Below are 11968 nucleotides of genomic sequence, written 5' to 3'. Positions count from 1 at the left end.
GGATGAAAGAATCGGAGCGGATTATTAATGAAATCGCTCAGGGCCTAGTCCAGCTAGAAGAGGGGGTTAGGTGGTTCTCCGCTCTTGAGTCCGCCCAGCAGAAGGCCGTGCTTCGCGAGGTGGTCAATTACTCAATGCAAGCTCACGCGACCGTTGAAGACGGCCGTAAAGGGCTTGCGAGATCAGGAGTGAAACCCACAGCCAATCCGGCCGTGATGATCGTTCGAGAGCCGCTTCCCGACAGGATGGCGAAAATCATCAATCTTCCGGACTCTGAGAACGTGAAGGCCTTTCGTGTACTGGTCTCGACGTTCTCCGTGGCTGACGCGCGACGAAGGGAAACGGAGTGCCAGGGAACTTGTAGCCACGCCTGGCACAACCTGTCGTAGGCGCAGGCGTCCCCGGTGCGGCGTAAAGGGAGTTGCCGGAGAGTTCTGAGCTCGCTTGGACGCACATTGGGAGCCCCTACCGAGTCGTTACTCGGCAGGGGCTCCTGGGCATTTGACGGCAACGGTGACGGCAACGTCAGCGGACGAGCACGGCGGCAGGTGGATCATTGGGAGGCTCCTCGGTGCCGTTCAGGGCGTTGCCGAGGGTGTCGATGGCTTGGCGTTGGAGGCGGAGTCGGACGTGTAATGGTGACGTCGGGTATCGGAACTGTCCGAATGCCTCCGATCCGGAGCCTCCTGTGTGCGGCCCGAGAGCCGACGTCAGCCTTGCTTGAGTATGCGAGCGCTCAGACCTGTTCGAAGTGGAATGCCTTGATGAAGCAGTCACGGGGCTGGGCGACTGCGAAGAGGATGCACTCCGCGAGCGACTGGGCGGTGAGGGCATCTTTGGCCTCCCGAGGAGTGGACTTCCACTCCTCGGAGAGCGGGTCGGTGTTGTCGAAGTCTGGCGGGTAGAGCGATATCACTCGGACTCCCTGGGGCCGTGGGCGCTTGGAGAGGATCTCGGTGAATCCGGCCTGTGCGCGCTTGGCTGCGTAGAAGGCGTCGTGTGCGTCCGAGCGGTGATGTCCGGCCGTTCCGCATGCGGAGATCATCGTCACCACATCCGGCTTGTCCGAGTTGAGCAGGAGCGGGAGGAAGTTCTTCACGGTCAGGACCGTGCCCGTGGCGCCGGATGCGATGGTGTCGACGACATCGGCGTCGGAAGCTGACTGGAGGTCCTGCCCTTCGAGGTAGCGCGAGCCGTTGTTGATCAGGATGTCGACGTGGTCGGTGTGCTGGGTGACGCTGGAAGCGAAGTCGCTGATTGAGGCGGGATCCGTCAGGTTGCAGGCATAGGCGTGGACCCGCTGATGGCCTCGGTCTCGGATCTCGTCGCGGACACGCTCAGCGGCAGCGAGGCTGCGTGCGGACAGGAAGACCTCGGCGCCGAGGTCTGCGAGCCGGATTGCCAGAGTTCGCCCGAAGTCGCGGCCGGCAGCAGTGATGACGACGCGGTGGTTGTCGAATCTCATGATTTTGCTCCTTGTTCGTGGACCGGCCGTTGGTGCGGTGAAGTGCGGCGGCTGACCTCGGCGGCGTAGGTGGCCCAGTCGCCCGCGGAGAGGCGCTGCCAGGCGACGGCGACGTCGGTGTGGATGCCCAGGGTGCGGGCGAGGATCGCGGCGGGGATTTCGGTGGCGAGTTGGAAGAGAGCGGTGCTGCGGGCCTGGTTGGGGCGAATGCCGATCTGGTTCAGCCGCTGTGTCAGCTGGGTGGTGCTGATCGGGCGTCCGGGCTGGCCGCCGGGGAAGAGCCATGGAGACGGGGCCAAGGCACCGATGGTCGCGTGGCCCTTGCGGTTCGTGGCGACCGCACGGGCCAGTGCGGCGACGGGCTCGGGCAACTGGACAGGAGCATTGCCGAGGTGAAGCCGTACTTCCTGGGCGCCGACCTCGACGTCTTCGATGGTCAACCGGTGGATTGCCGAGGGCCGTTGGGCATAGAGGAGGAGAAGGAGTCCTGCGAGGCGGTCTTCGGGCTTGAGGGTGACGTCGTGCAAGAGCCGGCGGGCGACCTCCCAGCGATGCTCGTCATCGAGTGGCTGGGTGGGGCCGTTCCAGCGGATAGCGGGGAGATGGACGGTAGAGAGCTTGTTGGTGCGAGCCCAGCGGATGAAGTGCCCGGCCGTCTGGTGGTAGGTGGCGGAGTCGTCGGTGAGCCACCGGTCGAGGTCGGCCTGCCGACAGGTGTCCAGGGTGAGGTCGTGGGCGGTCAGCCAGTTCAGGAAAGCGACGGCCGCGTGGGTGCGTTGACGCGCGGATATGAACTGCTGCGGGGTAAGAGGACGGCCGTTGTTGCGTCGGCGAAGCCGCCGGACCAAGTGCCACATCGCGTACCGGTGGAGGACTTTGCGCTGGCCGGGGTCCTGCTGGGAGGCGAGAAGGCCGGTGAGGAAGCGTTCGAGGCGGACCATGTACTCGTCCCGCTCGGGCAGGGCACCGACACCGACCAGGACTTGGCGGAGGTGGGTGAGGGGCGCGCTGTCGGGCAGTTCGTCGAGGGCTTCGTGAGTCAGGGCCCGTCGACCGGCCGCGAGGTCGGCCAAAACCGGGGAGACGGACGGCTTGTTCAGCCACCGCCTGGCGGTGGTGGGGTGGTCGGTGGTGGCGATGTTGTGCCGGAGGGCTTCGAGACCGGGATGGAGGGCATCAGACGGAGGGCGCAGCAGCTCGTTGAGACGCTGGTTGATGAGACAGCGAACGCACTGACCGGGGTGCGGATAGTCGGGATCGCTGCAGGTGGGGCAGGTGTGCCAGACCTCAGGGGCGGTGCAGTTTGCGCAAAGGGGCTGGTCGAGCGTGCCAGCGACGACCGCCGCGATGCTTCCGCAGGCCGAGCACGGTGCTGAGCGGCGCTGGCAGTCCGGGCACCACGGTTGGCCCGTGATGCGGGAGGTGCCGCAGGGCTTCTCCTCGCCGCAGATGCTGCAAGCCGCGGTGGGCAGGGAGGGGCAGTTCGAGCAGAGCGGGCCGTCCGGCGTGCGGGTGCTGACGACCTTTCGTCTGCCGCAGTTGATGCAGGTCTCCAGATTCGCCGGGGCGTTGACCAGGCAGTTCGGACACAGTGGTCGGCCGTGGTCGTCACGGCTGGCCGGCTCTCGGCGGGCTCCGCAGCCTGAGCACTCCTCGATGCGGGAGTGGGCGATGCAGGTGCGGCAGACGACCGGCGCACCGAGCTCGGGCTGTCCCAGGCCGAGCTGGCTGAGCGGTGCGGTATGAAACAGCCGCAGATCTCCCGCTTCGAAGCCGGCGGCACGGTGCCCACCCTTCCGCTGTTGCGCCGCCTGGCCCGAGCCCTTGGCGCCGATTTGACCATTAGTCTCACTCCGCACGACGAAGCCGCTTGACATGGACTTCGAAATCCCGAGGATCCCCTGAGCGGTCTAGACCGTCGACGGCAGTAGTGACGGCAACACCGGCAGACTTCAGCGCACATGCACGGACGTGGAATAGCTGTCAAATCGGAGCCTGACCAGCAAAGTTGCAGATGACGGCGACCCCGCCCCCACACGTACTATGTGCTGGCGGGAAATACGCCGGTCCTGGTTCATAACTCGACATGCATTCAGTTGGGGAACAATCTTGCTACCGGAGAGGCTGCAAATCCGCTGATTGAGAGCCTCCAGCAAACGGGTGAGCTTCCGTCCAACTATGTGACCAAGGCCCAGGCTGAGGCGGCGGGCTGGAAGCCTGGAAAGGCGCTAGGCAACAGCATTCCTGGTGGGCAGATAGGTGGCGATGTGTTTGAGAATTCGAAGGGCGTTGTTCCCAGGGCTCCGGGTCGCACCTGGCAAGAAGCGGACTTGGGTCTCAACCCCATGATGTCAAGGGCGAAGCAACCCGGCTGGCGTCTTCTCTATTCGGATGACGGTCTAGCGTACGTCACATCTGACCACTACGAGACCGCCTATCAGCTGCCGAACTGGAAGTAGGAGAATGCGGGTCACCATCGACGGGTCGCAAATCAGATCCGAGTCGGACATCCATGATGCCCTGTCGCGGAAACTGGATTTCGGCCCATACTACGGGAGGAATCTCGATGCCTTGTGGGATCGTCTCTCCGCCGATGTGGAGCGTCCCGTTGAGCTCATCTGGGAACACTCTGAGGCCAGCAAGGCCGCCTTGGGTATCGAAGTATTTGAGAGGTTTTCTTCGGTGTTGATCAGGGTTATGGATCAAGATGAATCTTTCGGGCTAGATGAAAGATTCACGGTGCGCTTTGAATAGTGCATAGCCGGGTCGTGAATTCGAAGAAGCCCCGCTGGAGGATGCTGCTCCGGCGGGGCTTCTTGACTTCTTGACGGCAGTAGTTGACGGCAACGTCAGCGGACGGATACTGCACAAAGCGGCGGTTCGTCGCGGTCGTCAGGGCCATCGGCGGCCCCCGAGGGGTCGCGTAGGGCGCGGCTCAGGAGGTTGATGGCGTCGTGCTGGAGGCGGAGTCGGACGTGGGCGTACACCGTGGCGGTGACGCCGATGTGGGCGTGTCCGAGGAGTTCCTTGATGACGACGAGGTCGACGCCCTGTTCCAGGAGGAGGGTCGCTGCCGTGTGTCGGAGGTCGTGGAAGCGGATGCGGCGGAGGGCGGCCTGGCGGAGCAGGGTGTTGAAGTGCCGCGTGACGGTTGCTCCCTCGATCGGGCTGCCGTCGAGCCGAGTGAAGACATAGCCGCTTGCTTTCCAGTCTGCCCCGCCGCTTCGCGCTCCTGGCGCTGCCGGTCGCGGTGCTGTTCGAGGGATTGCAGGCACTCGGTGGGCAGGGCGATGCGCCGCTCCGAGCTTTGGGTCTTGGTCGGTAGGGCGGTCAGGCCACTGGAATTCGTGCGCTGAAGGGTGCGTCGGATGCTGGCGGTTGCGCCGGCCAGGTCCAGGTCTTCCCAGCGCAGGCCGAGGAGTTCGCCCTTGCGCAGTCCGGTGCGCAGGGCGAATCCGAATAGCGCGCTCAGCCGGTGGCCGTTCGTAGCGGTGAGGAACGCGAGGGCCTCCTCGGTTGTGAGGGGTTCGAAGCGGCGGGGCCTTGGGGTGCCTATGCGGACGTTGCGGGCGACGTTGCGCGGAATCTCTTCTTCGCGAACTGCGTGCTCCAGGGCCGACTTGAGCACGGAGTGGACGTAGGCCAGTGTCAGCGGGGAGAGCCGCTTGGAGCAGCACTTACTGACGGCGCAGCACTGGGGCTGGTCGCGGGCGGTGTCGAGGCCGCGTGCGCAGCATTGGCATACGGTCCGCAGCTCGTTGAGCCAGGTGCGCACGTCTTTCGCGGTGAGCTTCGCGAGCTTCTTCCGGCCCAGGCCCGGTATCAGGTACTGGTGGGCGACGGCGGTGTAGCGGGTGTGGGTGGTCTCGCGGAGCTGGTGGACGGCGACGTTCTCCAGCCAGTACGTCAGGTACGCGGCCAGGCCGCCCTGCGCGGAGGGGGCGGGAGGCCGCGGTTGCTGGCGGCGATCTTCTCGGTGAGTTTGGTGAGTGCCTCCGCCCGTGTTGTGCAGTAGACGCGGCTGCGTTTGCGGTTGTTGTCGGGGGCGAGGACGTATCCGGCGGCTTCCCAGCGGCCGTCCTTTCGCTGGTAGACGGTTCCGTCGCCGTTGGCACGGGTCCGGCGGGAGGCAAGGGTGTCGCGGGGTGTGGTCATCAGGCGGCTTCCTGGTCGAGGCGGGTGCGGATGAAGTCGGTGAGCGCTGAGGTGGGGATGCGGCGGGCGCGGCCGAGGGTGATCGAGGCGAGCTGGCCGGTGCGGAGCAGGTCGTAGACGGCGGAACGGCCGAGCTGGAGGTGGGCCATCACCTGGGGCACTGTGAGCAGATCCAGCACCGGGGCAGCCTCCGCGTGGAGGACGGCGAGCGGGGGTGAGGCCATCAAGAGCCCCCTTCGGCCGAGAACTGCCGTTCCAGTTCCTGGCTGTGCCACACGTGGGCGCCGAGGAGTGCGGCGCCGGGGCTGTAGCCCGAGCCGAGGTAGTCCCAGTGGCCAACGGTGAGCGTTGTCGTCGGGTCGGACTCGGGCAGGCCGGCGTGGGCGCGCACCTGTTCGGTACGCCAGGCTCGGCGGGCGGCGCGCAGCGCGCCGAGGGTGGTGGAGTAGAAGCTGGACTTGGTGGAGAAGTGGCCGCATAAACCGAGCATGTGTGCCCACTTCCAGAGTTTGAGGTCGGCGAACTCCGGGCGTTTCCCAGTTCCCAGCAGGTGCGGATCATCTGGCGCACGTGGCGGGCGACGGCGAGGCGGGGCAGCGGGCGGGCCTGCCCGGTGCTGTCGCAGGCGGTGCAGGGGAGTGGGGTTCCGTGGGGTAGGAGGGTGGCTCCGCGTCCCTGGCAGGGGCGGCAGTACAGGGCGTGGTCGAGGGTGCCGGAGGCGTCGGCGGATTTGGTGGCGTACTTGGCCAGGTAGGCGGGCCACGGCCTGGTCGGTGAGTTCGGTGTCGGTGCCGAAGGCGGCTATCTCGCGTACGTCGAGCTGTTCGCCCCAGGCGAGTTCGCGGTCCCCGACCGCGTCCGACTCAACCGTGACGCGGACCCGCGCGGCGGCTGCACGGACGGCGTCGGTGAGCACGGTGACGGTGGCGTATGGCGGCGCGGGCTGGTTGTTGCCGTCCGGGCCGTCGAGTCGGAAGACGGCGTGGAAGTGGACCAGGCCGCGCTGCTGGTACTCGGCGACTTTGGTGAAGGAGATCCGCAGGATCGCGTGGGCGGCCTTCTGGGCCATGCCGAGCTGGGCGGCGATCTCGCGGCGCAGATAGGTGGTGAAGCGGGCCCACAGCGCGGAGGCGTAGGCGTTGAACAAGACCGCGCCTTCGTAGCCGTCGGTCGCGGGGTTCAGCGGCGTCCCGATCAGGGCGTCTGTGGGTTCGTGGAGCTTGTGGCAGCGGCAGGGCCGGATGTCGCCGCCGGGGGTGGTGGGGCGGTTGTGGACGGGGCCGGAGGATAGCAGGGTGAGGGTGGCGAAGACGCGGGGGTGGGTGCGGACGGTGTCTGGCACGGTCTTGCCGCCGGAGAGGCCGGCGCAGATGAGGTGGTAGGTGTCGGCGGCGTAGAGGCGGGAGCAGGCCGGGCAGCGGGAGGCGCGGCGGTTGCCGCACGTGGTGAGCAGACTGCCCGTGGGTTCCTCGGATGTGGTGTAGGAGCGCAGCACCTCACCTGTTGCGGTGTCGACGGTGGTGGTGTGGCCGGTGAGGCGGACGGGTTCGGTGCAGCCGCCGAGGTGTTCGATCTGCTGCTGTGCGCGGTCGAAGTCGGGGTGGTTGACGAGGTGGAGCAGGTCCCGTACGGCGGGGCTTGCCACCCGGCGCAGGTCCAGGGTGACCATTCGGGGCATGTCCCTTCTGTCGGGCGGGTGGCCCCGAGCAGTAACCAGCCGAACTGGAAGGCGTGTTGGTGCTGCTCGGGGCATGACGAACTAGGCCCAGGGGCGGGCGTGGGTTCAGCGAGAGCGATGCGGCCGGGGTGGCCCGGTGCTCAGAGTTGAGCGAGTGCGGCGGTGGCCACCGGCAGGGCGACGCCCATGCGCGTGCCCAGGTGGGCGGCGGTGATCGGTGTTCCGTGCTCGGCGCGGTGGGTGTCCGCGATACGCCGGGCCGCATCCAGCAGAGCAGTAGGCAGAGCCGGGCGGGAGGTGGTCGTGGCCGTCTTGGTGACGGTGACCAGCGTGGCGGCCGGAGTCGAGGTGGGAGCGGGGTTGGGTTCCTCAGCCACGGCCCGAGCAGGTGCAAGGGTGGGCGCGACGGGCGGGGCCGATTCGGGGATCGGGGGCACCGCATTGGGGAGACCGGTACAGGGGTGGGCGTGAGCGGGACGGCTTCCAGGTGCGGGGTGGGGTGGGTGTGGAACTGGGCGAGGAAGGCGGGGCCGACGTGGCCTCAGCCGAGCAGCAGGAGCGGAGCGACGGTGTCCAGGCAGGCCCGTCCGTAGCGTCCGGCCAGCAGCGGTTCAGCGGTGTTCAGCGCGAGGGTGAGCAGGCCGCACAGGTGCAGCAGCCGGGTGCCGGCCCTCAGCTCACGCTTGGGGACGCCGCGCAGGGCCAGGAACCGCAGCGCGACCAGGAGCCCGACGACGGACAGGTCAACCATGGGAGCGATCAGCGGCGCGATCGGGCGGGGAACGCCGAGCCGCAGGGCGAGCGCCCAGACGTTGCCGAAAGAGAAGACGAAGGCCAGGGCCGCGATTACGGCCATCACCACGGTCACGGTGCGCCGGGTGAACCGTTCCTCCGCCATATGCTCAACCTCCCTCCTGGCATGGGCTTTTGGGGCTACTTGGCGAGCGATGCAATGGCGTCGTCCGGCTCGTCATCGAGGATCGTGCGGCTGGTCGAGGCGAGGAGAGCACCCAGGCACAGGCCGGGATCGGCGGTCAGATGGGAAGTGTCCTCGGCGAGGCGGGACGCGTCGGTGTCGGAGACGTAGGGGGTGCGGATGCGGGTGTAGCACCGTCACCGCAGAACTCAACAGCCGCCCACGCAAAACGCTCGACTGGGAAACCCCAGCCGAGCGCCTGCATAAGCTACTCGCGGCCTGATCAGACCGACCACGTGTTGGAACAAACCCCTAGAAACTGCGGCCTGCCGCCAAAGCCCCACCCCTGCCCGCGCCGGTGTCAGCCGAGCGCCTTCATCGATCTCCAGTCCTTGGCCAGGGCTACCTTGACCGGCGCCTCCGTGTTGGTTTTCGACGGGTAGTAGATCCGCATCTGACCGTCGGTGCCCGAACGAGCCCAGATGTCGGGGATGCCGTCGTTGTTGACGTCGGGGATACCGAGAGCCGTCGAGATGTTCACCTCGGTCCAGTTCGTTCCGTAGGAGACGTCCCCGTTGGCGGAGTTCCCGGCCAGCTTGAGCGATTCGAGGTCGACGCCGCCGGCCTTGCCGGGTTTGCCGTGGCGGACGTACATGTTGCCGTTGTCCAGGTTGCGCCACAGCAGGTCGGGCACGCTGTCGCCGTTGATGTCGGCGACGTTGACGATGTCGCGGCGGGCCCACGCGTCGACGTTCATCAGCGTGGCCGTCCGGAACGTGGCGCCGGTGTAGCCGGACAGGACCCAGAAAGCCGGGCCGGCCCGCAGGGCGAGATCGGGCAGGCCGTCGCCGTCGATGTCACCGACCGCCTTGATCTGGGTCCAGTTGGCGGGGGCCGGGGCGTCGGCGGGGAGCAGGATTCTGATCCGTTTGCCGATGTCGAAGCTGCCGTAGCCGTCGCCGGGGTAGAGCCAGAAGGTGCCGTCCGGCGTGACGGCGAAGAGGTCGGTGATGCCGTCACCGGGATACGCGTCCCCGTAATGGGTGATCAGCGCGGCCTCGCCGGTGGAGGGGTTGTACCAGTGCTTGGCCGGGTGCAACTGCTTGTCCGAGGTGTACGAGGCGCCCAGGCAGTCGTTCAGCGAGCCGCCGGGCAGCCCGACGCAGTTGTACAGGTCGCCGTCGCCATTGACCTGGAGGATGTCGGGGATGCCGTCGCCGCCCGTGTCACCGGGGCTGTCGCCCTTGTCGCCGGGCTGGACGTAGAAGGTGTAGTTGGTGACGGCGCTCTTGTTCCCGTTCGTGTCGTAAGCCTGCACCTGGAGCGAGTTGGGGCCCGAGTGCGGGGGCTTCAGGGCGGGAATGGTGGCGGTGCCCTTGGTCGCCGTCACATCGGTCCAGCCCTGGCCGTCGATGCCGTACTGGAACTTCACTGAGTCCGGAGAGGTGAAGGTGACGGCTCCGGTGCCGGGGAACCTGACGGTCGCCCAGGTCAGGCCGTCGTCGGTGGCTTCGGGGAAGGCATCGCTCTCGACGGTCGGCGGGGGCGGGGCGGAGCCGTCGACTGTGACGGTGCACCTGTTTCCGCTGGTGGGGTAGTACGCGGAGACCAGGCCGCCGGAGTCCTCCGCGCGTACGTCCCAGGAGTACACGCCCTTGTCCACCAGGGTGCTCGACGGGATGGTCAGTGTGCCCTTACCGCTGGACAGACTGGTGACGAGCGTGCCGGCCGGGGTGCTGGCGCCCGACTTCCAGAACCGGAAGCGCAGCCCCTTGAGGTTGCCGTCGGGGTCGGTGGACTTCGCCGACAGGACCAGGTTGCTCTTGCCGACCGTCGCGCCGCCCGTGGTGGTCTTGCAGGTGCTGCCGGGGGTGGAGGTGACGCTGCTGGGCACGGCCGGCTTGCGGTTGTAGACGACGGTCAGCTCCGCCGAGGTCGCCTTGAACTTCCGCCAGGTCTGGGTGTCGCCCTCGTTGGAGGCCTGCATCCCGAAGGTGATGGTGGACCAGCCGCTGTCCGCGCCCTTCTGCGCGCCCGACTTCACGTCGAACGACTCGTAGGCGTCGGGGCAGTCGCTGGACGACCAGCCGTGCGCGAACGACTGCTTCAGGACCGTGCCCGTCCAGCCCGGCTTCTTGTTCCATGTCGTGCCCGAGGAGATCGCACCGGTCAGCCCGAACTGGAACTCCCGTTCGGCGCAGGACCAGGAGTGGTTGTTGAGCACCTTGAACGCGGCCGAGGTGACCGTCGCGCCCTTCAGCGTGGTGCTGTACTTCATCCGCCAGTAGGAGCGGGCGGTGCCGCCGGTCTCGTTCTCGTGGCCCACTCGTGCGTCGGACGTGCCCGAGCTGAAGTTGGTGCCGTTCCAGAAGCTGGTGTTCGGGTACGGCTTGTAGGCCACGGTCCAGGCCTGCCAGCCCGCGTTGAGCGTCGGGTCGACGAACACCGGGAATTGGGCCTCAGGATCGCTGAGCAGTCCGGTCTCGCCGACCTTCACGTCGATCCGCGCCGTCCCCGTACCGTCTCCGGCCAGTTCCATCGGGGCCGGAGCCTGCCGGGACCCCGGCTCGATTCCGGTCAGTCCGGACAGCTTCAGTACGTCTTCCGGGGCGGCGACCGAGGTACGCGGCTCGTTCGTGCCCGCCTCCGTTTCCCCGTTCGTCCCCTCGTCGGTCTCCTCGGGCGCTTCTTCGGGCGCCTCAGGGTCACGCCCGCTGGAATCCCAGGCGAACGGCGTCGGCACGGACCCGATCTCCTTGCCGTCGGGGTCCAGCACCAGGATCCGGCTTGCCGTCGTGTCGTACCGGAAGACGGCCGTCGAGGACCGCAGTCCGTATGACATCTTCACCAGCGCCGGGTTCCGGGCGGCCTCACGGTCCTTGACGATGAGCAGTTGGGCGAAACCGCCTTCCTCCCGCGCGACCAGCAGCAGGTCGACGCCCGGCATCGCCTCGGAGTAGAGGGCGCGCGGTCCGTCGAGCACCGGCTCGGGCAACTCGCCCTGCCAGGTGTACGAGATGACGTGGCCATGGACGACCGTCTCCGCCAACACCGTATCCCCGGGCGGGATCTGATCGTCGGTCAAGAGCGCTCTGACGTACGACCGGTTCGCGCGCGTCTTTCCGGCGGTGGACGTTCCGTCGGCGAACCGCACCGGTACGGCCGGGTTGACCGGGCGGATCCCCAGGCCGTCGGTGGCGCCGGCGGTGCGGCGCAGGCGGTTGTCGATCGGCGCCCACCGCCCCTCTGCGTTCTTCGCGCGCCGGGGGAGTGCGGCCATCTGCGTGCGCAGTTGGCCGTCCGGCTGGACCCAGGTCATGGCGGTGGCGGTGGTGGCCGTGTCGACGACGACCGCCTTGCCGGTGCGCCGGGCGTCGGCCGCCGCGGCGGCCTCGTCGCGGGGAGCAGTCGCCGTCCTGCGGAGGTCATGTGCCTTGCGGGCTTGGGGTGGTGACGGCTCGTCGGCCTGCCACCAGGGCAGCAGGGCAGCGGTCAGGGCGGCCAGAACCAGGCCGAGACTGAGTGTCAGCCGGGTGCGTGTGCGCACGAAGGGGCTGAGAAGGCGGGGCGGCGCGGACACGGCGGTCTACTCCCGGGTGAACCAGGCGGATGAAGGCACGGGCGCGGAAACGATCACACGACTCACACAGTGTGTCCATAGGTAAAGAATTTATGAATCTGTGACGGAGGCTTGGTGTGCTCTTGGCCGTCCATCGCAAATGTCGGATTCCGGTGATCTTGGTCGGTGGATGTG

10 protein-coding genes and 3 pseudogenes are annotated in these 11968 nt (G+C 67.3%); 5 read left to right on the top strand and 8 right to left on the bottom strand.

Annotated features, from left to right (window positions below; all coding sequences use genetic code 11):
• The first annotated feature begins 2 nt into the window (after positions 1 to 2).
• On the top strand, positions 3 to 389 hold the full coding sequence (locus ABZ707_RS28655) for a DUF5958 family protein (protein WP_360180378.1): 387 nt from the start codon (positions 3 to 5) through the stop codon (positions 387 to 389).
• A 347-nt stretch (positions 390 to 736) separates the two neighbouring features.
• On the opposite strand, the gene ABZ707_RS28650 is transcribed toward ABZ707_RS28655, so the two are convergent.
• Together ABZ707_RS28650 and ABZ707_RS28645 are read right to left on the bottom strand one after the other, a co-directional pair.
• The gene (locus tag ABZ707_RS28650) at positions 737 to 1465 is read right to left on the bottom strand and encodes an SDR family oxidoreductase (protein WP_360180376.1); all 729 of its coding nucleotides are present in this window, start codon (positions 1463 to 1465) and stop codon (positions 737 to 739) included.
• On the bottom strand, positions 1462 to 2538 hold the full coding sequence (locus ABZ707_RS28645; RefSeq protein ID WP_360180374.1) for a hypothetical protein: 1077 nt from the start codon (positions 2536 to 2538) through the stop codon (positions 1462 to 1464). The genes ABZ707_RS28650 and ABZ707_RS28645 overlap by 4 nt, the downstream gene beginning before the upstream one ends.
• A 253-nt stretch (positions 2539 to 2791) precedes the next feature.
• On the opposite strand from ABZ707_RS28645, the gene ABZ707_RS28640 reads away from it, so the two are divergent.
• From ABZ707_RS28640 to ABZ707_RS28625, 4 genes and pseudogenes are all read left to right on the top strand, one after another.
• Positions 2792 to 3211: a hypothetical protein gene (locus tag ABZ707_RS28640; RefSeq protein WP_360180372.1), complete on the top strand. Its 420-nt coding sequence runs from the start codon at positions 2792 to 2794 to the stop codon at positions 3209 to 3211.
• A pseudogene (locus ABZ707_RS28635) lies at positions 3118 to 3339 on the top strand (helix-turn-helix transcriptional regulator); the annotation flags it as partial. The gene ABZ707_RS28640 and the pseudogene ABZ707_RS28635, both read left to right, overlap by 94 nt.
• A 171-nt stretch (positions 3340 to 3510) precedes the next feature.
• Complete coding sequence (locus ABZ707_RS28630) at positions 3511 to 3924, top strand: ribonuclease domain-containing protein (protein ID WP_360180370.1); 414 nt, start codon at positions 3511 to 3513, stop codon at positions 3922 to 3924.
• Between the two features lie 4 nt (positions 3925 to 3928).
• Positions 3929 to 4219, top strand: coding sequence for a barstar family protein (locus ABZ707_RS28625; RefSeq protein WP_360180368.1), 291 nt, complete (start codon positions 3929 to 3931; stop codon positions 4217 to 4219).
• A 95-nt stretch (positions 4220 to 4314) separates the two neighbouring features.
• Here the strand turns inward: ABZ707_RS28625 and ABZ707_RS28620 are convergent.
• The 6 genes and pseudogenes from ABZ707_RS28620 to ABZ707_RS28595 all read right to left on the bottom strand — a co-directional run bounded on the left by ABZ707_RS28620 (position 4315) and on the right by ABZ707_RS28595 (position 11761).
• A pseudogene (locus tag ABZ707_RS28620) lies at positions 4315 to 5620 on the bottom strand (site-specific integrase).
• Positions 5620 to 5844, bottom strand: coding sequence for a helix-turn-helix domain-containing protein (locus tag ABZ707_RS28615; RefSeq protein ID WP_360180366.1), 225 nt, complete (start codon positions 5842 to 5844; stop codon positions 5620 to 5622). The pseudogene ABZ707_RS28620 and the gene ABZ707_RS28615 overlap by 1 nt, the downstream one beginning before the upstream one ends.
• A pseudogene (locus ABZ707_RS28610) lies at positions 5844 to 7289 on the bottom strand (replication initiator). Before ABZ707_RS28610 ends, ABZ707_RS28615 begins: the two are co-directional and overlap by 1 nt.
• A gap of 149 nt (positions 7290 to 7438) precedes the next feature.
• Positions 7439 to 7675, bottom strand: a complete 237-nt coding sequence (locus ABZ707_RS28605; RefSeq protein ID WP_360180364.1) for a hypothetical protein — start codon at positions 7673 to 7675, stop codon at positions 7439 to 7441.
• A gap of 164 nt (positions 7676 to 7839) precedes the next feature.
• Positions 7840 to 8196: a DUF2637 domain-containing protein gene (locus ABZ707_RS28600; protein WP_360180362.1), complete on the bottom strand. Its 357-nt coding sequence runs from the start codon at positions 8194 to 8196 to the stop codon at positions 7840 to 7842.
• 379 nt (positions 8197 to 8575) lie between these two features.
• A complete protein-coding gene (locus ABZ707_RS28595; RefSeq protein ID WP_360180360.1) occupies positions 8576 to 11761 on the bottom strand; it encodes an FG-GAP-like repeat-containing protein in 3186 nt (1061 codons plus the stop codon).
• Positions 11762 to 11968 lie beyond the last annotated feature (207 nt).

The sequence above is a fragment of the Streptomyces sp. NPDC006923 genome (assembly GCF_040635655.1).
Taxonomy (GTDB): domain Bacteria; phylum Actinomycetota; class Actinomycetes; order Streptomycetales; family Streptomycetaceae; genus Streptomyces.
Note: the sequence above shows the minus strand (reverse complement) of the source record. Positions and strands in the feature narration are given on the sequence as shown.

Coding starts and splice junctions, on each gene's coding strand:
- ABZ707_RS28650 (WP_360180376.1), bottom strand. CDS start 1,465: ATGAGATTCGACAACCACCGCGTCGTCATCACTGCTGCCGGCCGCGAC.
- ABZ707_RS28615 (WP_360180366.1), bottom strand. CDS start 5,844: ATGGCCTCACCCCCGCTCGCCGTCCTCCACGCGGAGGCTGCCCCGGTG.
- ABZ707_RS28625 (WP_360180368.1), top strand. CDS start 3,929: ATGCGGGTCACCATCGACGGGTCGCAAATCAGATCCGAGTCGGACATC.
- ABZ707_RS28600 (WP_360180362.1), bottom strand. CDS start 8,196: ATGGCGGAGGAACGGTTCACCCGGCGCACCGTGACCGTGGTGATGGCC.
- ABZ707_RS28655 (WP_360180378.1), top strand. CDS start 3: ATGAAAGAATCGGAGCGGATTATTAATGAAATCGCTCAGGGCCTAGTC.